The sequence below is a fragment of the Bacillus sp. SIMBA_074 genome (genome assembly GCF_046534555.1).
Lineage (GTDB): Bacteria > Bacillota > Bacilli > Bacillales > Bacillaceae_G > Bacillus_A > Bacillus_A mycoides.
Genome location: NZ_JAWRYM010000012.1, coordinates 1 through 23,886 on the forward strand (window position 1 = coordinate 1; position 23,886 = coordinate 23,886).

Sequence of the window (23,886 nt, forward strand, 5' to 3'; positions counted from 1 at the left end):
CTTTCACTTTATACTCGTAAGCTACTCCGTTTGCATCGTATGCTTGTAGGTTTTCAAATGTGTACTTCCAATTTGTTGCTTCTGTTACTTCTTTTGTGTCTACTACTTTACCGTTTTGTAGTAAATCTACTTTAATCATCGTCGGACGATCTGTTGCGTTGTTATCGTTCCAAGTCTTTGTTCCTTCTACTTTCGTTTCGCCTACTTTTGTATTCGTGATGTCATAACTGCTTACGCTAGATTTATATCCCGCAATCGGTTGTTCTTTCACTTCATACTGATAAGCTACTCCACTCGCATCGTATGCTTCTAAATCTGCAAATATATATTTCCAACCCATTACTGCTAGTACATCTTGTGTTTTGATTACGTTACCGTTTTGTAGTAAGTCTACTTTGATCATTGCCGGACGGTCTATTGCATTTCCGTCTTTCCACGTCTTTGTTCCTTCTACTGTCAATTTTGCTACTTTTGTGTTTGTAATGTTGTAGCCATTTACTTCCGATTTATATCCCGCTACTGGATGCTCTTTTACTGTGTACGTATAAGGAACACCATTTGCATCATATCGTGCTAAGTCTGCAAATGTATAATTCCAACTGGTTGCTTCTGTTACATCTTGTGTTTGAATTACATTGCCATTTTGCAATAAGTCTACTTTGATTGTTGTTGGTCGATCTGATGCATTGTTGTCATTCCAAGTTTTCGTTCCTGCTACTGTTGTTTTTGCATCTTTTGTATTCGTAATGTCATATCCTTTTACTTCGGATTGATATCCATCTACTGCTTGTTCTTTCACTTCATACTTGTACGCTTTTCCTTCGGCATCATATGCCGCTAAATCTTTGAATTCATACTTCCAACCGCTTGCTTCTGTTACTTCTTGCGTTGCGATTACTTTATCGTTTTGTAGTAAGTCTACTTTGATTGTTTTCGGACGATCCGGTGAATTGTTATCCTTCCACGTTTTCGTTCCTTCTACTTTTGTTTGACCTACTTTTGTATTTGTAATGTCATAACCTTTTACTTCGTATTGATATCCGTCTACTGCTTGTTCTTTCACTTCATACTTGTTTGCCTTACCTTCGGCATCGTATGCCGCTAAATCTTTGAATTCATATTTCCAACCTGTTGCTTCTGTTACTTCTTGTGTTGCGATTACTTGGCCATTTTGTAGTAAGTCTACTTTAATCATCGTCGGACGATCTTTCGCATTATCATCCTTCCACGTTTTCGTTCCTTCTACTTTCGTCTTGCCTACTTTTGTATTCGTGATGTCATAACCTTTTACTTCTGTTTGATATCCATCTACTGCTTGTTCTTTCACTTCATACTTATATGCCTTACCTTCGGCATCATATGCCGCTAAATCTTTGAACTCATACTTCCAACCGCTTGCTTCTGTTACTTCTTGCGTTGCGATTACTTGGCCATTTTGTAGTAAGTCTACTTTAATCATATTCGGACGATTTTCCGCATTTCCGTCCTTCCATGTTTTCGTTCCTTCTACTTTGGTTGTTTGTACCACTTTTGTATTTGTAATGTCATAACCATTTACTTCTGTTGTGTATCCATCTATCGGTTGTTCTTTAACTTCATACTTGTACGCCACTCCATTTGCATCATAGACTGCTAGGTTGTCAAATTTGTATTTCCAACCATCTGCCGCTGTTACTTCTTTTGTGTCTACTATTTTCTCATTTTGTAGTAATTCTACTTTGATTGAACTTGGACGATCTTTCTCGTTATCGCCTTTCCACATCTTCGTTCCTGAAACAGATGTAGTTTTCACTTTATTTGGAATATCCAGTTCGACTCCATTTTCATCATCTGATTTTATTTCAAACTCTACTTTTTTCTGAGGATCGAAATCAATATAGTCTGGAGCTGAAACCTCTTGTACATAATATTTACCTGGTGATAATTGAGGAGTTTCAACTATCCCTTTTTCATTTGTTTTATATTCGCCCCCAACTTGTTCACCAGACTCTTTATACAACTTAAACGAAACATTCGGGATTACTTTTTCTTTATTTCCTTCAATATGTTTAACAATTTTCAGCTTTCCTTTTGGAACCTTGTTACCGGTAGCACCACCGCTAGCTTCCATATTTTCGACTGGGTAACTGCCCGATTCATTAACTGGCTCTTTGTTCCAAACTTGGTAATCAATCGTATAATCATTCTTAAAAAACTCTTGCTTCTTCCCTGCTTCCGTTATAGTAGAGCTATAACCAATCGAAAAGGCGGCAAGACGTGCTTTATCCTTATTAAGCACAACTTTAAATGATCTGTCACCAGTAAAGGTAATCGTTCCGTAACCTTGCTTTTCAAACTCTTGTAGCGTTAAATATCGATTACCTAGGTAATTATCTACACTTATATAGAAACTATCCTTATTAAGTGTTTGACCTTCCTGTAAATTATCAGTCACAACAATATCACGACTTAACTCTTCTTTATTTAAATTTATATTCAAGAACCAACGTACTTCATTGTCCTTACCTGAGTTCATATCACCAGTTTTATAAAAAAACGGTGGCTTTCCAGGATCTGTGCCACCACCACTACTTGGACCGGTAATTGTTACAGACTGCTTATCTACAGTTGTACCGAAATTAGTTTCAATCTCTTTCTTTTGATCCGTTCCTACATTAGTAGCTTCCACGAAAAAGTTTAAATACCCTTGAATATTTTCATATGTATCCACTTTATCATTAAATGTACATACCACAGTACCTGCTGTAACTTTACAAGTACCATAGTCATTTAATGGAAACTCTCTATCTAATCCTTTTAATTCTGGAGGCAGTGTTAATGTTAGTGTGTCTCCAGGCTTCAGCCTAAGTCCATCTTTTTCACTGAAGTTTACAGTTACTTTAGTCCTTTCTGTGGTACTTAGATTTGTTTTACCAATCTGAAAACTATCCACAAGTCCTGCTGTGTTTAGCTCTTGTGCATTTGCTACTATAGGTAAAAGACTTTGACCTATAGTAAACATAAAAATCATTATAATCGAAAAAATCGAAGTAACTCTTTTTAAATACATATTTTATGTTATCCTCCTATAAAATTAAAAATAGATAGATCCTGGTACAAGCATACTATGACAAAGATTCTACTATTCAATGTCATTAAGCCACTTTACTAAAACTTGTTTGACAGCTATTATCATCTTTTTCTCTTTTTCAATCCTTCTACTACTTAAAAAATTGCAGTTTGACTTTTATATAGATTCATCTAATTTCTCCGACATTTTATTTATCGTATATACTGTTTAACAAAAACAGATACAGGACAAATTTTGATAAAGGAATTCAAATTACAAATACCCATGAACGAACAAACAACTTCAAAGTCAGAAGAAGACCACTCAACAAGCACTCACGATAAAACTCATGACGGTCGTTGTCTTATTATGCTGTAGAGTTTCCGAAATTTCTCCATACCAACGCAAACGTTTGCTCTATAAATGCAAAAATTTCATTGTCGACAAGTATGGAAGAGCTACTTCACAGTAAATATGCATTTGGTCAACTTCCTTACTTATCCTCATAAAGAATAACAAGAAGTACAATCTATAATCGAATTTAGCATATCAGCCGAAGAAGGTTACGACTGTGAAACATGCTAGGATACTCGTATTCTAAAAGATGTTATTGAAGATGCATTTTCTGCCATTATGAGTTGAGGTGAAATTGGCCATATGTTAAAACATTTTGTGTTTAGTTACACAGCCGACCTACACACCGAAACAAGTAGAACAAGAAGCGTTCCACCGCCAGCATTATATAATTAAAAACGCTCTGGATGAAGTATTGTTTGCCTATGCAAGATGATAGTCATATTCTCCAAATTTGAATACAGTGGACCGAATTTGGGGGTAACTAAAAAAGAGTATGATTGTCAACTGATTTCATGTAAATCGTATAGAAATACGAAATTCAGCCTTTTCATTTTTGGAGTATATAAATGAGTGTCGAGAAAAAACCCTTTTCCTAATGGGTTCCATGGCTATGTCGAAGAATTAAAATGAGCTTATATATGATGATAATATCAAAACCGAGAAATTTATATCCTTTCATTATTTTTTATCAAATCATGAAACCTTTAATTGTACTATATGTACTATTTTAAACATACCACCCCTAGTTTCTTGACTAAGTTGGAAGTTTTCAAGATTAATTACTAATTGTTTAAATACTTGGTTAGATGAATTGTTCTTTTAGTATTTGGCATAGCTGTAACAATGTTTTTTACAACAATCACACCATTTTCTAGTAACATTCCACCAACTAATAATACATATATGGATTTTTGATAATCTTACCCCCAACAGTCTATTATTCTAGAATCGTTCCTAAAAATCAATAGTTAATTGGTATTTTACTATTTTCACTCCATCACCATAACATATATTTGTCACATGTATTTAGATTAGAAAATTGGCACAGAAAAAGAGATAGCTTTGCCATCTCTTTTTCTGTTTCAACTTCCCCTTATCAAGCCACACGACTTTTCGGTGCTCTTCTTTCTTTGACTTCTGATCAGTCTATAGACTGATCAGAAGTTTATATATCAACTTGTATATCAATTCTAAACAAAAATAGACATCTTTTCTTTATTACATTTTTTCTGGTGCAGATACTCCTACGATTGCTAATGCATTTTGAAGTGTCGTGCGTACTGCTTTCATTAATTCGTAACGAGCTTTACTTAATTCTAAGTTATCTTGGTTTAATACTTTTTCTGCATTGTAGAAGCTGTGTAATGCTGCAGCTAATTCAAATGCATAGCTTGTAATGCGGTGTGGCAGACGTTTTTGCGCTGCATCCGCAACTACAGCTGGGAATTCACCAAGTTTTTTCAGTAACTCTACTTCTTTCTCAGAAGTAACAAGTTTGTAATTTACGTCTCCGCCTGTAGCTAATCCTAACTCTTCACCTTGACGAAGGATACTGCATACACGAGCATGTGCATATTGTGCATAGTATACTGGGTTTTCATTAGATTTTGATACAGCTAAGTCCATATCGAAGTCTAAATGAGAATCACCGCTACGCATTGCGAAGAAGTATCGCATTGCGTCCACGCCTACTTCTTCCATAAGCTCACGAAGTGTAACTGCTTTACCTGTACGCTTACTCATTTTCATTTTTTCACCATTTTGGTACAGTTGTACCATTTGGATGATTTCTACTTCAAGTGTTTCTTTATCGTAACCTAGTGCTTGAATAGCAGCTTTCATACGAGGAATGTAACCGTGGTGGTCAGCACCCCAAATGTTGATTAGCTTATCGAAACCACGCTCTAATTTATCACGGTGATAAGCGATATCTGGCGTTAAGTATGTGTAAGAACCGTCATTTTTAATTAATACACGGTTTTTGTCGTCACCGTAAGTCATTGAACGGAACCAAGTTGCTCCGCCTTCTTCAAAGATTTCGTCACGCTCTTTTAATACAGCAAGAGCCTGATCAATTTTTCCGTTTTTGTATAATGATGTTTCTGAGAACCACACATCGAAGTTAACACGGAAGCTTGCTAAATCTTTTTGAAGTTTTGCTAACTCATATTTTAAACCGTATGAACGATAGAATTCATAGCTTTCTTCTGCATCAGCTTTTGCATAACGATCGCCAAACTCTTCAGCTAAGCGTTTACCAATTCCAATGATGTCCGCACCATGGTAACCGTCTTCTGGCATTTCTTTCTCTAAACCTAAAGCTTGCATGTAACGAGCTTCAACAGAAAGAGCTAAGTTATGAATTTGGTTACCAGCATCATTAATGTAGTACTCACGAGATACATCATATCCTGCTTTTGCTAATACGTTACATAAAGTGTCACCTACTGCCGCACCACGTGCATGTCCTAAGTGAAGATCGCCTGTTGGATTCGCAGATACGAACTCAATTTGTACTTTTTCACCTTTACCAGTATTCGTTTCACCGTATGCTTCACCAGCGTTGACGATTGTTGGGATTAAGTCTGTTAAGTAGCTATTATCCATGTAGAAGTTAATGAAACCAGGACCAGCGATTTCAATTTTTTCAATAGAAGCTTTTGCTTTATCGAAGTTTGCAACTAAGTCTTCTGCAATCATACGAGGTGCTTTTTTCGCAACGCGTGCAAGTTGCATTGCCATATTTGTAGAGAAGTCACCATTTGTTTTATCTTTTGGAGATTCTAATACAACGTTTGGAATTTGTTCTTCTGTCGCTAGTTCTGCCTTTAATACAGCAGCTTGAATTTCTTCTTTAATCAATCCTTTTACTTGTTCTAAAGAATTCATTATTTTGCCTCCTTCAAATTAAGTGTAATTGTATATCTGCCAGCTTCTTGTTCACTTAGAAGCAATGCGTACGTTAAGAAGAGTTGTCCTTTTTTCTTTTCATCCGACCATTTAAAAAGAACGTTATCAGTTTTCGTTTGCAATGCAAACGTACCAAGTTCACTCGTATACGTACCAGTTGTCCATTCACCTTTCACATGCGTCTGACGCATAGAAATAGCACCTGAACGCATAATGAGAACTTGTTCATCTTGAATTTTAATAATTGTTTTCACTTCGCCTTGTTCGTTCGGCTCTTGGAATGTTATATATGTACCTTGACCTTTTACATAGTATTGACCATTTGCTTCAAAAGCAACGGTTTCCTTCCTCGCCCCTTCACGGATTTCTGTTACGAAATGAACGTGTACCGGCAAGCCTGCAAGTTGTTTCTTCACGTCTTGCACACCCTTCAAATGTTATAGATATTAAATACTACTTATAATAAATCACTTTTCCTATCATATCAAAAAAAGACTCTGTCTGTCTGCTGAAAAATCAGGAAAACTCCTTTTCAAAAAATAATTCACCTTCACTTTATTTCATATGTTAAAATATTTTTTAAATCTAAATATTCTTTTATTTCAAGGGGTGAATTTGGTGCTACCAACAAAATTAAAAAAAGGTGATGAAATAAGGGTTATTTCACCATCTTGTAGTTTAAGTATTGTCTCAAATGAAAACAGAGACCTTGCTATAAAAAGATTAACCGACATAGGCTTTCAAGTTACATTCTCAAAATATGCTGATGAGATAGATCGATTCGCTTCCTCTTCTATTTCTTCACGAGTTCAAGACCTCCACGAAGCATTTAGAGATCCTAATGTAAAAGCCATTTTGACGACACTTGGCGGATACAACTCTAATGGTTTATTGAAACATCTCGATTATGATTTAATTCGAGAAAATCCGAAAATTTTCTGCGGTTATTCTGATATTACCGCTTTAAGTAACGCAATTTATGCTAAAACAGGCTTAGTTACATATTCAGGTCCTCACTTCTCTTCATTTGGAATGGAGAAAGGACTCGATTATACGACCGATTACTTTTTAAAGTGCTTAACTTCTCATGAACCTATTGAAATCCTACCATCTGAAACATGGAGCGATGATTCTTGGTATATGGATCAAGAAAATCGAGAATTTATTAAAAATGAAGGATATGTTTCGATTCAAGAAGGAGAAGCTACAGGGGATATTATCGGCGGAAATATGAGCACTTTGAATTTACTACAAGGTACACCATATATGCCAAGCTTAAGAAATAAAGTTTTATTTCTTGAAGAAGATAGTTTAACGGGAAAAGCTACACTTAAAACTTTCGATCGATATTTACATTCTCTTATGCAGCAAACTGATTTTGAATACGTAAAAGGCATCGTTATAGGAAGAATGCAAAAAGGAACAGAATGTATGATAGAGGACATTCAAGAAATGATTGCTTCAAAGCCTGAACTTGCTCATATCCCTATTATTGCGAATGCCAGTTTCGGACATACAACTCCAATCTTTACTTTCCCAATTGGCGGAAGGGCAAAAATCATTTCTAATAAAGAAAGTTCAGCTATCACCATTTTAACGCACTAAAAAAGGAGCGAACGATTCGCTCCTTTTATGGTTTTTCTATTTTTTGCAACGCTTTTTGCGGGATTGATTCTTTCGAGATTTCAGCCCATCCTTTTCCCTGCATACCTTTTGCATAAATTTTTATAAAAGCACCCGTATGCAATTCACGGTTCACCATTCTTTTAATAACTTGTAGCTTTCCATCTTCTGTATACCCTTTAAATGTATACAAATATTCATCGTCTTTTTTCTCACTTTTATCTATAACAGCATAATAATCTTGTATTTCTTTATTTGAAAAGAAGTTGTCTACAAAAGCATGCACACCTTCTGTTTTCGTGTTTAAATAATATGCTGTTCCACCTAAAATAATGGCGAACACAGCTAAAACTTTAATTACCAATTTCATAAATGCGCCTCCTGTTTGCACTGCTTTCTCACTAGCCGTATGTCTATACCTGTATTATACGAAAAAAGGCATACTATACTCTATCGAAATGCCTTACACTTTCCTTACATTATTGTAAGAGTTTTTCACCTTACAGCAATTTCCCAATAAAAAATTTTTCCGTTTAACAAACTTTTATATTATTATTGAATGATACAAATTTTTATTACAAAAATCAAAGGAGACAATTTTCAAATGGCTATCTTGCAAGGTTTAGCACTATTACTTGTTGTACTTTGTCTATTTACACTTTTCAGTTACCGTGCGCCTTACGGAATGAAAGCAATGGGCGCTTTAGCTAATGCAGCAATCGCAAGTTTTCTTATTGAAGCATTTCACCGTTATATTGGTGGAGAAATGTTTCATAATGACTTTTTACAATCAGTAGGAGTAGCTTCTGGTAGCATGAGCGGTGTCGCAGCGGCAATTTTAGTCGCATTAGCAATCGGTGTCTCACCCGTATACGCTGTTTTAATCGGTATAGCTACTAGTGGATTCGGTATTTTACCAGGATTTTTCGCTGGATACGTTTGTGCTTTCGTCGTGAAATTTCTCGAAAAGAAATTACCAGCTGGTGTAGAATTTTTAGCAATTCTATGTATTGCCGCACCAATTTCACGTGGAATGGCCATGCTTATGGATCCACTCGTTAACGCAACACTCGGTAAAATCGGTTCTATGATTTCAGTTGCAACTACAGAAAGTCCTATCATTATGGGTATTATGCTTGGTGGATTAATAACAGTTATTTCTACATCTCCATTAAGTTCTATGGCACTAACTGCAATGCTCGGATTAACTGGTTTACCGATGGCAATTGGTAGTCTTGCCGTAGCAGCCTCTGCCCCAATGAACTTCATTTTCTTTAAACGACTAAAAATCTGTTCAAAGAAAGATACAATCGCTGTGGCAATCGAGCCGTTAACACAAGCCGATGTTGTCTCAGCAAATCCAATTCCAATTTACGCAACAAACTTTGTTGGTGGTGCACTTGCTGGTATTATTACGTCACTATTCCAGCTCGTTAATAATGCACCAGGGACAGCATCCCCAATTCCAGGACTTCTCGTACTGTTCGGATTTAATGATGTAATAAAAGTAACGATTGCTGCCGTATTATGTGGAATCGTTACCACTATTGTTGGATACGTCGGTTCCATTGTGTTCCGCAAATATCCAATCCGTTCTGCTGATGAAATTCGCGGAATTACTTCGGAAGAGAAAGTTGCGTAAAGAAAGGGAGCTATTCTCATCGTTTGAGAATAGCTCTTTTTTATGTCGCTTGACGTTAAGTGAAATTATATTGAACACAACTCCGCATATATCGACTTAACTACTAAATAAAACAATAATAACCTACCTATTAATAAAAGAAGCCGGCTCAAAACACTTTTTGAGTCGGCTTCACTTTTACTTTATCCAGCTACAGCGGCTAGAATGATCGGTGGCTTCGCTTCTTCCTTCGAGGCAAAAAACGCCTCTACGTCTGAAGCTCCATCCCCCTCACATTCTGAGCGAGCCGCTTGCGCTTTTATTTTATCCAGCTACAGCAGCTAGAATCCCCGGCCATTTCACACTCTCGTTCGAAGCCAAAAGCGCTTCTCGGTCGAGCGTTCCAATGACCTGCGATTCTGAGCGAGCTGCCTACGCTTTTATTTAACCCAACCGAGCAGCATTTCCCGCACGAATTTGCTTGCTGCGATTGGTGTTTGATCACTATGATCGTAGACTGGAGCTACTTCTACTAAGTCTGCTCCGACTACTTGTATATTTGAATTTGCAATTGCTACGATGGACTCTAATAGTTCTTTAGATGTGATACCTCCAGCTTCTAATGTTCCTGTTCCAGGAGCGTGAGCTGGGTCTAATACGTCGATGTCAATTGTGACATAGACTGGGCGTCCTGCAAGTTTCGGTAATACTTCCTTTAACGGTTCTAATACGTCAAATTTATATAAGTTCATACCTACTTCTTTTGCCCATTCGAATTCTTCCTTCATTCCAGAACGAATACCGAAAGAATATACGTTTTCCGGACCAATTAAATCGCACACTTTACGAATTGGTGTAGAGTGGGATAAAGGCTCTCCCTCATATGACTCACGTAAGTCAGTATGAGCATCCATATGGATGATTGCTAAATCCGGATATTTTTTTGCCATTGCCTTAAAAATTGGCCAAGACACTAAGTGCTCTCCGCCGAGACCTAGTGGAAACTTACCGGCATCTAATAGTTTTGCTACATATTCTTCAATCATGTCTATGCTGCGCTGTGGATTCCCAAATGGTAATGGGATATCACCCGCATCAAAATATTTTACCTCTTCTAGTTCACGATCTAAATACGGACTATATTCTTCAAGACCGATTGATACTTCACGAATACGTGCAGGGCCAAAGCGAGATCCTGGACGGAAACTTACTGTCCAATCCATAGGCATCCCGTAAATAACTGCCTCTGACTCTTCAAAACTTGGATGACTTTTAATAAATACTTTACCTGAATAAGCTTCATCAAAACGCATATTCTTTTCCTCCTTATGTGGAACTTAAGGTATCCCAACCTTTCACTATTTCTCAAATTTGGAGCGCATTGCTCCTCTTTCTCGATTTACCTGGGCCTTCTTGTTATCACAAGAAGACTACTTCATTTGTAGCAGTGTAAGTAACTAGCATGTTCAAGCCTTCTAGACAAACACCTTAAATGAGTTACTTACACTTTATTTATTTCAATTTAACGCTCTTACTTAATTAAATCGCCAACAAATTTCGGTAATGCGAATGCTGCATTGTGTAATTCTTTTGTGTAATATTTCGTTTCGATTTCATGGAAACGCTCTTCACTTACTTCTAATGGATCATGTTTTTTAGATCCGATTGTGAACGTCCAAAGTCCACTTGGATACGTCGGAATGTTTGCTGTGTATAGACGAGTAATTGGGAAAATCTCTTTTACGTCTTTAAACACAGTTGTAATTAGTTCCGGTGTAAACCAAGGGTTGTCCGTTTGAGCAACGAAAATACCATCTTCTTTTAACGCTTTAGAAATTCCAGCGTAGAAGCCTTTTGTAAATAGGTTTACTGCTGGGCCTACTGGCTCAGTAGAATCTACCATAATTACGTCATATTCATTTTCGCTTTCTGCGATGTGTAGGAAACCGTCTCCTACTTTTACTTCTACACGCTCATCATCTAATGCGCCTGCAATTGATGGTAAGTATTGTTTAGAGTACTCAATTACTTTTCCATCAATTTCAACAAGAGTTGCTTTCTTTACGCTTGGGTGCTTTAATACTTCACGAATAACACCACCATCGCCACCGCCTACTACTAATACGTTTTCAGGGTTTGGATGTGTAAATAAAGGTACGTGCGCTACCATTTCATGATAAACGAACTCGTCCTTTTCTGTTGTCATAACCATGCCATCTAAAATAAGCATGTTTCCGAACTCTTCCGTTTCAACCATATCAAGTTTTTGGAATTCTGTTTGCTCCGTATGTAATGTGCGGTTAATACGCGCCGTAATTCCAAAATGCTTTGTTTGTTTTTCAGTGAACCATAGTTCCATCGTACAATCACGCCTTTCAATGCAAATTTATAATAGGGACATCATTAATGTCCCCTAACAAAAATAAAACAAAACATCCAAAAAGTATAGTTAAAAGTACAAAAATACCGAAAATATATTTTAGTCAGAGGGTTCTAACATATATGTGAAAAGGGATTGCTCTGTAATAGGAAAGAAAACCCTTTCTTAAGAAAGGGTTTTTGTCTCTATTTCTACCGGTTTACGAATCGGAATTAAGATCATTACGCAACCAACTAACACAACAATTCCACCGACTAAAAACGGACTTTGTGGTGAAACTGTATGACCGATGACTCCTGATAAAATTGGAGCAATCGCGCCTCCTAACCAACGAACGAAGTTATAAACACCTGATGTAACAGATCTTTCATAAGGTGAAATATCCATTACATAACTTGTAAATAACGCGTTATTTAAGCCTGATGCTAATCCTGATAGAACGATTAACACGATTTGTAACCACATGATTTTAACGAAGAATAGTGCAATTAAGAAAATCGCAAATACGAGTAAACTACCTTTTAACAATGTTTTTGGTTCATATTTACCTTCTAGCTTATGCGCTAAAATTGCTGATCCGTAAGCTAATGCTAATCCCCATCCGCAAAATACAAATCCTAATTGAATAGCAGATAAATGCATAATCAGTGGTGAATATGCTAACACGACGAAAAATCCGTAGTAGTATAACATTCCCGAAATAGCACCTTGCATAAACGGTTTATACTTCACCAGGTTAAGTAATTCACCTACGCCTGCTGCTTTACGCTTCACTTTTCGCTCCGGTTCTTTTACAAAAAAGAAAACTAAAATAAATGCTAAAGAAATTAAAATACTCGTCGCAAAAAATGGGTAACGCCAAGAATGTCCACCTAATATACCGCCTAATAAAGGTCCACCTGCCATCCCTAAACCGATAGCTGCTTCATATAATCCTACTGCTTCATGAACTTCTTTACTTAATGCAATTAATAATGTCATCGCCGTTGCGAAGAACATCGCATTTCCTAATCCCCACCCCGCGCGGAAAAGAGATAATTGAGCAATCGTTTGCGATATACCACATATAAATGCAAATACAGTTACAATCGCAAGACCGATCGTCATCATTCGTTTATCACCAAATCTTGATGCAAATATTCCAGCTGGTAACATCATAATTGCCATCGTTAAAATATATGCTGTAAATAACATCTCGACTTGCCAATGCGAAGCACCAATTTGTTCAGCAATACTTGGTAAAATTGGGTCGACTACTCCTATACCTGAAAAGGCAAGGAAGGTAGCCACCACTGTAATCAATCTCCCTAATTTTTGTTTGCTCTCCATTTTGATTACTCTCCTTTTGTATTCTCTAAAAATGTAACTGCACGGCTTAAACTATCCTCTAGCTCTGCCTTAACACGCTGCATTTGCTCCATTTTTTCGTCTAACGTTTGCACTTGTTTTTCAAGCATCTCTTTAATTTCTTGAATCACTTCACGGTCACGCGGATTCTCACTATTTCTTCTTTGTTCCATTCTTTCTTTTAACGATAAGAAATGTTGCATTTCTTGAAGCGTAATTCCTAGTACTTCTTTCGCTTCCACAATCCTTTTAATTCTCGCAATGTCCTCATCTGTATACAGGCGAATATTCCCTTCACTGCGTTCTGGGGGATGAATTAAACCAATTTCCTCATAATAACGAAGTGTACGCTTTGTTAAACCAACTTGCTTTGTTACTTCATCAATTTTATACATGTGTATTCCTCCCTTCACTGATTATTACATTTTACGTTAACGTTAACTTTTGTGCAACTGTTATACTTTTGTAAATGTTTGTCATATGAATTGTATTTTTCTCAAAGCAGTTTCATAATGAAAGAAAAGAGATGATAAGGAGATTTCCACATGAATAAACCACTTATTTTCGCTCATCGCGGGGTAAAAGGAACACACCCAGAAAATACGATGATTGCCTTCCAAGAGGCTGAACGCATTGGGGCTCACGGAATTGAACTTGATGTTCATCTATCAAAAGATGGTGAACTAGTTGTTATTCATGATGAAACGGTGGACCGCACAACAAATGGCGTGGGACTTGTTTCTGAGAAAACTGTAGAGGAATTACAAGCCTTAGATGCTGGTAGCCATAAATATCCTTCTTTCCATGAGGCGAAAATCCCAACATTACGAGAAGTATTTATTTGGCTCTCTACAACAAATTTACAACTTAACATTGAATTAAAAACAGATGTTCTTCATTATCCAAATATTGAAGAAAAAGTTGTTGCTCTTGTTCGTGAATATCATCTATCCAATCAAATTGCATTTTCATCATTTAACCACGATTCCGTTTCATTATTAGCAGAAATTGCTCCAGAAATTCCAAGAGCGATTTTGTACGATACACCACTTGCAGATCCTATTGCTGAAGCAAAAAGGCGCGAGGCGACTGGATTACATCCAAACTTTCAATTATTAACGAAAGAGTTTGTCCAATTAGCACAGGGGCAAGGATACGTTTTTCGTCCTTACACCATTAATGAATATAAAGATTTACAAACTATGATTGACTATGGTGTAGATGTCATCATTACCGATTGGCCAGCACGTGCCTTTGAGCTCCTTTCTTAATTGAAGGGGCTTTTTTGTTTTCAAAATTTCATTGTTTAAAATAAACGAAAACCCTCAATACTAATACAATAATGCTTGTATTAATGAGGGGCTGAAAAAGATGGATCAAACTATGAATCCAAAACTTAAAAAATATAAACGTCTTTTCTTCACCGTAATGTTTTCTTGTGTTCTTTTTTTCGTTTTTTCCTTTTTTATTATCATTATAGCTGCAAAAATTATGGGGCCTCCCCCTGTTGCAGTGCCGCAAACGAGTGTCTTTTACGCTAATGATGACACTGTTATAGGACAAAGTAATGAAACACAAAAGCGCTATAATGTATCTCTTGATGAAATTTCTCCTTATGTAAAAGAGGCAACACTATCTATTGAAGATCAACGATTCTACAAACATCATGGATTTGATATAAAGCGCATTGTTGGTGCCATTGTTGCCGATTTAAAAGCAATGGCAAAAGTACAAGGTGCTAGTACTATTACACAACAGTATGCTCGTAACCTATACTTAGATCATGATAAAACGTGGAAGCGTAAACTATTAGAGGCAATGTATACCGTTCGCCTTGAAGTGAACTATAATAAAAATCATATTTTAGAAGGATATTTAAATACAATTTATTACGGGCATGGTGCTTACGGAATCGAAGCTGCTTCTCGCCTGTATTTCGATAAAACTGCAAAAGAATTAACATTAGCGGAAGCTAGTATGCTCGCAGGCATTCCGAAAGGACCTAGCTTCTACTCTCCCTTTTTAAAAGAAGAGCGTGCTAAAGGGCGTCAATCTCTCATACTAGATGAAATGGTAGAACAAGGTTATATTACAAAACAGCAAGCTGCCTCGGCAAAAAAGGAACCGCTAACTTTCGCCTCATTAGATACGAAAAAAGTGGCAGAGGTCGCGCCTTATTTCCAAGATGCTGTACAAGCTTCTCTTCTTCGTGATATCGGATTAGATGAGCAAGCCTTACAGCGAGGTGGCTTATGTATTTATACAACGCTAGACCCTAAATTACAATCTGTAGCAGAGCAAGCTGTAAAAAATCATATACCTGAAACAACAAACATCCAAACTGCCCTCGTCTCTATGAATCCAAAAACGGGTGAAGTGGCTGCCCTTGTTGGTGGAACTGATTATAATACGAGTCAATTTAACAGAGCTACACAAGCCGCTCGTCAGCCCGGATCTACATTTAAGCCATTCCTATATTACGCAGCCTTAGAACGAGGATTCACCCCTGCTACGCGCTTAAAAAGCGAATACACTGTATTCACTTTAGGTGATGGTGTTTCCAAATATAAACCGAAAAATTATAAAAACTATTATGCAGACGACTTTGTGACAATGGCACAAGCACTCGCTGTTTCTGATAACGTATATGCTGTGAAGACAAATCTATTTTTAGGCGAAGACATTCTTACAAAAACAGCGAAGCAATTCGGTATTACTAGCGCATTAAAAGATGTTCCGTCTCTTGCTCTCGGCACATCTCCTGTAAAACCAATTGAAATGGTCAATGCTTATAGCATGTTTGCAAACGGCGGGAAAGAAGTAAAACCAATCTTTATAAGGCGCATCGTTGATCATGAAGGAAATATGCTATACGATGCTCATTTAGAAAGTAAACAAGTTCTAGATAAAAGCAAAGCCTTTGTGATGGAAGAAATGATGGCAGGGATGTTTAATAAAAAACTAAGCAGTTATGCCGCTGTGACCGGTCAATCGATGTTATCAAAACTATCAAGAACATATGCTGGAAAGTCTGGTTCTACAGAAACTGATAGTTGGATGATTGGATTTACCCCGCAGCTCGTAACAGGGGTTTGGATTGGATACGATCAACCTAAATCCATTTCAAACGTAGCAGAACAAGGATACGCAAAAAAAATATGGACCGATACAATGGAAAAAGGATTAGATGGACAGCCTAAACAAGAGTTCAAACAACCAGCAGATGTTGTTGCAGTCGATGTTAATCCTGAAAACGGTAAGATTGCTACAAAAAATTGTCCCATTTCTGTGAAAATGTATTTCGCAAAAGGTACAGAGCCAACAGAGTATTGTATGGATCACGTTGATGATAAGGAAGAGTTCGAAAAGGTTAGTGAAGAGAAGAAAAAGACGGGTTGGTGGAAAAAATATCTCCCGTGGTAAAAAAATAGCTGACGGAAATCCGTCAGCTATTTTTATTCGCCTAATAATGCGTGGCGCAATTCTTCACTAGATTCGTTCCAAATTGCTTCATTATGCTCTTTTAAGAATGTACCAAGTACTTTTTTAGATGATTCATCCATATGATCAATCATGATGTGACGCTTTAGTGATTTATCCATTTTATTTACATGCTCTGGAAGTGATTTATATCCGCGGCGAATTTCACGATCAACTGTCATTTCACAGGCTGTTGCACCTGCGTAATAAGCACCGTTTGGTGTTCTTTCAATTGTTACCCAAACGAGCCAAAACGGTTTTCCGTTTGGAACTTCATCTTTATTTGTTAAAAACTTAATTCCTTTTTCTACTGTACTACGCGCATGCATCGCACCGATATCAACGAATGCAGTTTTCTCTAATACATCAACAAATACAGGAGAAATATTTTCTAAACTTAATGCCCCAACGCCAAAACCACCATGTCCATCTGTTGAATCATTTTTTACGATATTAAAACCGATTTTTTTCTTTTTCTCTGTCATATGTAAACTCCTCCTCGCTTAATGATTAAAAAAGCCTGAAAATAGGCGCAATGATATTTTGTAAAAATACTAATACATATGGAATAACAACATTGAAAATAGGTTGAATTGTGTAATTGCTAAGCGGTGTAATAACAAGAATTAATAACGCAATTGATCCATACTTTTCATACTGTGTCATTTTCGCACGAATATTTGCTGGTGCTAAATCTTCCACAACGCGATAACCATCAAGTGGCGGGATTGGTAATAAATTAAATACAAGTAAAACAATATTAAGCATAATAAAAATTTGGAAAAATTGATCCAGCGTATCTGCTACTGCAAGTGGCATCGCATCTAACACACCAAATGTTATTAAGCTATACCAAATAATTAAACCAATTGCACTTAAGATAAGATTACTTATCGGTCCCGCAATAGAAACTAATATTCCTGCAAGACGCGGTCTTTTAAAGTTATATGGGTTAACAGGCACGGGTCTTGCCCAACCGAATCCAAGAATTAATACAGCAATCATACCGATAGGATCTAAATGAGCCATCGGTGATAACGTTAAACGGCCTTGCTTTTTCGCTGTATCGTCTCCAAATTTATATGCAACATACGCATGTGCAAATTCATGCACAGATAGCGCAATAATAATCGCCATTGCTACCAATGGAATTTGTTGCAATGGGTATCTAAATAACTGATCCATAACTCATCTCCTCTTCAATATGTCAAAAAAAGAAATTATTTGTTTTCCCGATTGTTCTTCCTCATAATCCGCTATAATAAGAGTGTAACTTACATAAAAGGAGCGATTATATATGCCATACGTAACAGTGAAAATGCTAGAAGGACGCACAGAAGAACAAAAGAAAGCTCTTGCTGAGAAAGTAACAGCAGCAGTAAGCGAAACAACTGGTGCTCCTGAAGAAAACATCGTTGTTTTCATCGAAGAAATGTCTAAAAACCATTATGCAGTTGGCGGAAAACGCTTAAGCGACAAATAATTTCAAGTTTTTTCATAAGAAGTAGCTCTTAGCTGCTTCTTATTTCTTTCCTTCTAACAACTCGATAATTCTCTCTTTATATTTTCCTTTTCTTCCATCTTCATAGATTAAATCATGCGGATAGAATAACTTTTGATCCGTTCGCTTCTTACCTGTAATCGCCTCAACAATATCCGATTCACGCGAAAGCTCTCTAAGTTCCCCGTTCGGCATAAGAAGTAAGATTGGCAGACGCTCTTCCTCTTCTCCTGCGCGGTAAAAGTCATACGGTAAATCTGATGTTGAATCAACAACTAAGTAATACTCTGGGTCTAGTCCAATTTTTTTAAATAAGCTACTTAGCTCCATCCAATTATCTAAACCGTGCTTATCTGTAAACTCTACATATTTAAATAGATTTCGATTCATAAAACGGCGACATAAGTCACTTAAAATTGGATCTTCTTCGTCTTGCCATACTTGGAAGTAATAATACATTACGTTCTCGTCTAACTTTAAATAATCCTCTACTGTTACTTCTTCTTCAAATAAAGAATAGAAATGAACAGGATGATTTTTAAACGCATAATACTTCTCATGCAGTGATTTAGCTCGGTGTAAAATCTTCGTTAAAATTACTTCTGCACTACGTGTTACCGGATGAAAATATACTTGCCAATACATTTGATAACGGCTCATAATATAATGCTCTACAGCATGCATACCACTATTTTTAATGACAACTTGATTACCGTACGGGCGCATGACACGCAGTATACGTTCCATATCAAAGTTCCCATACTTTACACCAGTAAAATATGCATCTCTTAATAAATAATCCATACGATCGGCATCAATTTGGCTCGAAATCATACTAATCGCTAATTTATTAGTAGATGTTTTCGCAATTACATCTGCTACCTTTTGCGGGAAATCCTTATCCACACGGCTTAACACACGATTAATTTCCGTATCACCAACGATAATCTTTTGCGTGAATTTCTCATGATCTAACGAAAATACTTTTTCAAACGAGTGAGAAAATGGGCCGTGACCGACATCATGAAGTAATGACGCACATAAACATAACAATCTATCTTCAGCATTCCAGTTCGGTCTGCCATCAAACACATCATCAATCATACGACGAATAATTTCATATACACCTAACGAATGAGTAAAGCGACTATGCTCTGCACCGTGAAATGTAAAAAATGTCGTACCAAGCTGCTTAATACGGCGCAAGCGTTGAAATTCTTTCGTTCCGATTAAATCCCAAATAACGCGATCACGCACGTGTACATATTTATGTACTGGGTCTTTAAACACTTTTGTTTCGCTGAGTTTGTCGTTTAAATATACCACTTTCCGACATCCCCCTTTCTTTACTGCATTCTTACTATATATTATAAACGATATAGGAAACAGAAAGAAATGAAAGACTATATTAATTCCTGTTATATAAAGAAAAATCACCTTTACCAAAGCAAAGGTGATTTTTCTTTATATATTATTTTCCTAAAATAAACTCAGTAACTTCGTCTAGGATCATTTCTTTACCTAGTGGGAAGTATCCTTTGTTTACATCTTCATTACTGATTGTAAATACATGGTTGTTTTTAACAGCGTTCATATTTTTCCAAATTGATTCTTCTTGGAATTCTTTTAGACGCTGAGAACCGTCACCAGTTGTAAATACGAATAAGTAATCTGGGTTGTAATCAATTAAAGCTTCTTTTTGTATTTGTACTAACGGTTTATCAGTTGGTGTACCTTTAACTGCTGGTAATTTTAAATCACCAAAGATTACGCTACCGTAACCGTAGTCACCGTATACACGGAATGCATTTGGATATGCAGCCATTTTCATGAATGTTGCATCGCCAGTTTTAGCAACGATTTTGTCATGTAATTTGCTTGCTTTTTCATCATACTTTTTGAACCATTCTTTTGTTTCTTTCTCTTTACCGAAGATTTGACCTACTTCTTCGAATTTTGGACGCCATTGGTCTAATGGAGTTTTTAACATAACTGTTGGTGCAATTTTAGATAATTGATCATAAATCTTTTCTTGACGATTGTTTACAATAATTAAATCTGGTTTTGCAGCAGCCACTGCTTCGATGTTAATTTTATCACCCCACGCAGAACCAACCGGTTTTACATCTTTCAATTTCTTCTCAATATGTGAATCAATTTTTTCTTGTGTTGTATTTGCAGTAATAATCGGTTTCATACCGAAAATTAATAATTCTTCTGTTGAACCACTAAGGTCAGCAATTTTCTTTGGATTTGCAGGAATTTTAATTTCCCCTTTTGCGTGTTGTACAGTGCGCTCTTCAGTTTTCGCATCTGCTTTCTTTTCTTCTTCTTTGTTAGAACAAGCTGCAAATAGTACAGAAGTAACAACTAGTACCATTGCTAATAGTGCCATTTTAAAATTCTTCATATTCCGACTCCTTCTAGCTGTATTTCTCTTATAATTTGCATGTAACTATAAGAAACGAAACAACATTTAATTAATATATTTTTATTAATCGTTGTTTATAACCCGTTCTAACGGGCGTTCAACTTCCCATCCGTGGGTAAGAAGCTCAACGTCCATTAGAACTCCCCCTCTCACCTCTTTAAGAGGGGGAAATTCTATTAATTATGCTTTTTTACGCAATTGATTATTAATCATCGCTAAATCGTATGTTAAACAAATTGGTTTACAGTTTACTGGACATGGAACGATTTGCGCTTCAATCTCAAATACGTTACGAAGTGTTTCACTCGTCATAACTTCATCTGGCGTTCCTTGTTTCATTAACTTACCTGCTTTTAATGCAATCATATGATCAGAGAAACGAGAAGCATGATTTAAATCGTGAATAACCATAACAATCGTTCTGCCTTCTTCTTTGTTTAACTTCTTCAGTAAGTTTAATACCTCAAGTTGATGAGCCATATCTAAGTATGTTGTTGGTTCATCTAACACAAGTAAATCTGTTCCTTGTGCAAGAGCCATCGCAATCCATACACGTTGACGTTGACCACCTGATAAAGCTTCTGCTGGACGATTTGCGAATTCTGTCATCCCCGTCACTTCAAGTGCCCAATGAATGTAGCGATAATCCTCTTCTTTCAATGTTCCAAATCCTTTTTGATGAGGAAAACGTCCATATGAAACAAGTTCAAACACAGTAAGGCCTGTTGGCACTTCTGCAGTTTGTGGTAAAATCGCCATTTTCTTTGCGATTTCTTTCGTTGGCTGTTTCTCAATTGCTTTTCCATCAAGATAAACAGTACCTCGTTTTGCTTTCAAAATACGAGAAGCCGTTTTTAATAATGTGGATTTCCCACAACCATTTGGTCCAATAATCGTTGTAATTTGTCCTTCCGGAATTTCAACTGTTAATCCATCTATAATTAACCCTTCATTATACCCAACAGATACCGCATCAACTGCTAAAGTTGCCATACAAAAAGCCTCCCTTTATTTTGTCCTCATAAGTAAATATATGAAATATGGTGCACCAATTACAGAAATAACAAGACCGACCGGTATTTCTGAAGTTGGTAACACACTTCTTGAAATTACATCTGCAAATAAAAGCAAGAACGTTCCTATCAATGCAGCCGTTGGTAACATAATTTGATGTTTACCACCAACGAGGCGTCTCGCTAAATGCGGAGCCATTAAACCGATAAAACCAATGCCTCCCGCCACCGCAACAGATGCACCAGCTAAACAAACTGCAATAAATAATAATTTACGTCTTTCCTTTTCTACGTTTACACCAAGGCCAACTGCTGTAGAGTCGCCTAAATTCATTACATTTAATATGTGCGCTTTACTAATGGCAAGTGGTAAGAAAATAATCATCCATGGGAGTACACTTAGTACGAACTTCCAATCTGTTCCCCATAAACTTCCTGCCAACCAAATCGTTGCAAAACGGAAGTCGTTAGATGTCATCTTCATAGAGAAAATTAAACTAACCGCACCAAATCCGGCTGCAACAGCGATACCAACAAGAATTAATCGAGTTGATGAAACACCGTCTTTCCATGCTAGTAAATAAATAATAACCGCTGCTAATATCGCACCAACTAGCGCGAAGAATGGAAGGATAAATACAGATAAAAATGTACCAGTTCCAACTTTTCCAAAGAAAAAGTAGACGAATACAACAACTGTTAATCCCGCTCCGGCGTTAATACCTATAATACCTGGATCAGCAAGTGGGTTTCGTGATAGCCCTTGCAAAATTGCACCTGACATAGCTAATGCAGAACCAACTAATATAGCAATAACCATACGCGGCATACGAAATTCAAATAAAATAACAGATTGATCTTCTGCACCTAATCCAACCAATGACTTTAATACATCTATTGGAGGAATTTTAAATGTTCCTGTATTTAAACTTATTAAAAATACACCAACAATTAATCCTACTAAAATCGTTAAAATAGAAACGTTCTTTTTTGTTAAGACGCTCGTCCTCACATCTTTCCTCTCCCTTCATTACGTGCTAAGTAGAGGAAGAATGGCACCCCAATTAGCGCTGTAATTGCTCCAATTGGCGTTTCAAATGGTGGATTAATAACGCGAGATAACATATCTGCACATTCAATTAGCAATCCACCTAAGACCGCAGAACATGGAATAACCCATCTATAATCTGAGCCTACAAGGAAACGAGTCATATGCGGAATTACAAGGCCAACAAATCCAACTGATCCTGCCATAGAAACCGCAGAACCTGTTAATACAAGAACAAGTACTGTTCCGATAAATTTAATTAATGTCGTATTTTGACCAAGTCCAATCGCAATTTCTTCACCAAAGCTTAAAATTGTGATATATCTCGACATCATAATTGCTATAACGAGACAAACAAGACCAATCGGTACTAACATATTAATACTTTGCCATTTTACTCCGGCAACACCGCCTGCATTCCACATACTTACCTCTTGGGCAAGGTTGAAATACAATGCAATTCCAGATGAAATTGCCCCTAATAAAGCACTAATTGCTGCACCTGCTAAAGCTAATTTTACAGGCGTTAATCCACCCGGTGAAGAAGACCCAATACCATATACAATGCTCGCTCCAAACGCAGCTCCAATAAAAGATGCGATAACAAACATTAAATAAGGTGAATTAGGGAAGAATGCATACATAATTGCAATTCCGAATACAGCACCATCTGTAATCCCCATTAACGATGGAGATGCAAGTGGATTTCGTGTCATACCTTGCATAATTGCACCTGATACCGCTAAAAAAGCACCTGCAACTACGCCCCCTATTGCTCTAGGCATGCGAAGTTCTTGAATTACGTTATGGTGCGTTATGGAACCATCAAACTGAAATACAGCTTGCCAAACGGTCTTTAAACTAATATCTGCTGCACCAAACGAAATAGAAACTGCCATACTTAAAGCTAACAAAATTGTGCCTGCTATTAAAATAATAGAAGCAACGAGTGGTCTGCTCTTAATCTCTTTAACATTCACATCTTGCTGTTCTATACTCCTTGCGCTCGCTTCCATCCCTCAACCATCCTAACCAACAACATATATTTAATAAAATGAAATTTATTCTCAAATAATAATAAAAAAATTAGGTGAATTGACTTTTTTATGATAATGATTCTCAGAAT

20 protein-coding genes are annotated in these 23,886 nt (G+C 36.8%); 5 read left to right on the forward strand and 15 right to left on the reverse strand.

Annotation, left to right across the window (positions count from 1 at the left end; genetic code table 11):
- From SB773_RS14800 to SB773_RS14810, 3 genes are all read right to left on the reverse strand, one after another.
- Positions 1 to 3,049 (reverse strand): Cna B-type domain-containing protein (locus tag SB773_RS14800; protein WP_410590623.1); only part of this gene is annotated, 3,049 nt, incomplete at its 3' end.
- 1,575 nt (positions 3,050 to 4,624) lie between these two features.
- Positions 4,625 to 6,295 (reverse strand): arginine--tRNA ligase, encoded by a 1,671-nt coding sequence (gene argS / locus SB773_RS14805; protein WP_002143903.1) that lies wholly within the window; start codon positions 6,293 to 6,295, stop codon positions 4,625 to 4,627.
- Positions 6,295 to 6,732, reverse strand: a complete 438-nt coding sequence (locus SB773_RS14810; RefSeq protein WP_002089794.1) for a YwiB family protein — start codon at positions 6,730 to 6,732, stop codon at positions 6,295 to 6,297. Before SB773_RS14810 ends, argS begins: the two co-directional genes overlap by 1 nt.
- A 148-nt stretch (positions 6,733 to 6,880) precedes the next feature.
- On the opposite strand from SB773_RS14810, the gene SB773_RS14815 reads away from it, so the two are divergent.
- A complete protein-coding gene (locus SB773_RS14815) occupies positions 6,881 to 7,921 on the forward strand; it encodes a S66 family peptidase (protein ID WP_410590626.1) in 1,041 nt (346 codons plus the stop codon).
- A gap of 25 nt (positions 7,922 to 7,946) precedes the next feature.
- Here SB773_RS14815 and SB773_RS14820 read toward each other — a convergent pair whose 3' ends face one another.
- Entirely contained in the window at positions 7,947 to 8,309 is a 363-nt protein-coding gene (locus SB773_RS14820; RefSeq protein ID WP_002130097.1) for a YxeA family protein, read from the reverse strand.
- Positions 8,310 to 8,543: 234 nt separating this feature from the next.
- Between SB773_RS14820 and SB773_RS14825 the strand changes: the two genes are divergently transcribed.
- Positions 8,544 to 9,581, forward strand: a complete 1,038-nt coding sequence (locus SB773_RS14825) for a PTS sugar transporter subunit IIC (RefSeq protein ID WP_410590628.1) — start codon at positions 8,544 to 8,546, stop codon at positions 9,579 to 9,581.
- A gap of 419 nt (positions 9,582 to 10,000) precedes the next feature.
- Here the strand turns inward: SB773_RS14825 and speB are convergent, their stop codons facing one another.
- From speB to SB773_RS14845, 4 genes are all read right to left on the reverse strand, one after another.
- Positions 10,001 to 10,873 carry an agmatinase gene (speB, locus tag SB773_RS14830; protein ID WP_060750523.1) on the reverse strand — a complete coding sequence of 291 codons (873 nt, stop codon included), beginning with the start codon at positions 10,871 to 10,873 and terminating at the stop codon, positions 10,001 to 10,003.
- A 218-nt stretch (positions 10,874 to 11,091) separates the two neighbouring features.
- Positions 11,092 to 11,919 (reverse strand): polyamine aminopropyltransferase, encoded by an 828-nt coding sequence (speE, locus tag SB773_RS14835; RefSeq protein WP_000424693.1) that lies wholly within the window; start codon positions 11,917 to 11,919, stop codon positions 11,092 to 11,094.
- 186 nt (positions 11,920 to 12,105) lie between these two features.
- Positions 12,106 to 13,269, reverse strand: a complete 1,164-nt coding sequence (locus SB773_RS14840; RefSeq protein ID WP_002016352.1) for an MFS transporter — start codon at positions 13,267 to 13,269, stop codon at positions 12,106 to 12,108.
- A gap of 5 nt (positions 13,270 to 13,274) precedes the next feature.
- The gene (locus tag SB773_RS14845; RefSeq protein WP_002016353.1) at positions 13,275 to 13,682 is read right to left on the reverse strand and encodes a MerR family transcriptional regulator; all 408 of its coding nucleotides are present in this window, start codon (positions 13,680 to 13,682) and stop codon (positions 13,275 to 13,277) included.
- Between the two features lie 150 nt (positions 13,683 to 13,832).
- Between SB773_RS14845 and SB773_RS14850 the strand changes: the two genes are divergently transcribed.
- Positions 13,833 to 14,558, forward strand: a complete 726-nt coding sequence (locus tag SB773_RS14850) for a glycerophosphodiester phosphodiesterase (protein WP_410590632.1) — start codon at positions 13,833 to 13,835, stop codon at positions 14,556 to 14,558.
- Between the two features lie 100 nt (positions 14,559 to 14,658).
- On the forward strand, positions 14,659 to 16,710 hold the full coding sequence (locus SB773_RS14855) for a transglycosylase domain-containing protein (RefSeq protein ID WP_410590634.1): 2,052 nt from the start codon (positions 14,659 to 14,661) through the stop codon (positions 16,708 to 16,710).
- Between the two features lie 32 nt (positions 16,711 to 16,742).
- On the opposite strand, the gene SB773_RS14860 is transcribed toward SB773_RS14855, so the two are convergent.
- Complete coding sequence (locus SB773_RS14860; protein ID WP_002016357.1) at positions 16,743 to 17,252, reverse strand: YwhD family protein; 510 nt, start codon at positions 17,250 to 17,252, stop codon at positions 16,743 to 16,745.
- A gap of 25 nt (positions 17,253 to 17,277) precedes the next feature.
- Positions 17,278 to 17,952: a site-2 protease family protein gene (locus SB773_RS14865; RefSeq protein ID WP_002016358.1), complete on the reverse strand. Its 675-nt coding sequence runs from the start codon at positions 17,950 to 17,952 to the stop codon at positions 17,278 to 17,280.
- Between the two features lie 112 nt (positions 17,953 to 18,064).
- Between SB773_RS14865 and SB773_RS14870 the strand changes: the two genes are divergently transcribed.
- The gene (locus SB773_RS14870; protein ID WP_001147171.1) at positions 18,065 to 18,250 is read left to right on the forward strand and encodes a 2-hydroxymuconate tautomerase; all 186 of its coding nucleotides are present in this window, start codon (positions 18,065 to 18,067) and stop codon (positions 18,248 to 18,250) included.
- A 39-nt stretch (positions 18,251 to 18,289) separates the two neighbouring features.
- On the opposite strand, the gene SB773_RS14875 is transcribed toward SB773_RS14870, so the two are convergent.
- From SB773_RS14875 to SB773_RS14895, 5 genes are all read right to left on the reverse strand, one after another.
- A complete protein-coding gene (locus tag SB773_RS14875; RefSeq protein WP_002143908.1) occupies positions 18,290 to 19,594 on the reverse strand; it encodes an HD domain-containing protein in 1,305 nt (434 codons plus the stop codon).
- Between the two features lie 145 nt (positions 19,595 to 19,739).
- Positions 19,740 to 20,678 (reverse strand): ABC transporter substrate-binding protein, encoded by a 939-nt coding sequence (locus SB773_RS14880; RefSeq protein WP_002138981.1) that lies wholly within the window; start codon positions 20,676 to 20,678, stop codon positions 19,740 to 19,742.
- Between the two features lie 201 nt (positions 20,679 to 20,879).
- A complete protein-coding gene (locus SB773_RS14885; protein WP_000212073.1) occupies positions 20,880 to 21,692 on the reverse strand; it encodes an ABC transporter ATP-binding protein in 813 nt (270 codons plus the stop codon).
- Between the two features lie 15 nt (positions 21,693 to 21,707).
- Positions 21,708 to 22,724, reverse strand: a complete 1,017-nt coding sequence (locus tag SB773_RS14890) for a FecCD family ABC transporter permease (RefSeq protein ID WP_060750525.1) — start codon at positions 22,722 to 22,724, stop codon at positions 21,708 to 21,710.
- Positions 22,721 to 23,776, reverse strand: coding sequence for a FecCD family ABC transporter permease (locus SB773_RS14895; RefSeq protein WP_002113119.1), 1,056 nt, complete (start codon positions 23,774 to 23,776; stop codon positions 22,721 to 22,723). The genes SB773_RS14890 and SB773_RS14895 overlap by 4 nt, the downstream gene beginning before the upstream one ends.
- Positions 23,777 to 23,886: the final 110 nt, after the last annotated feature.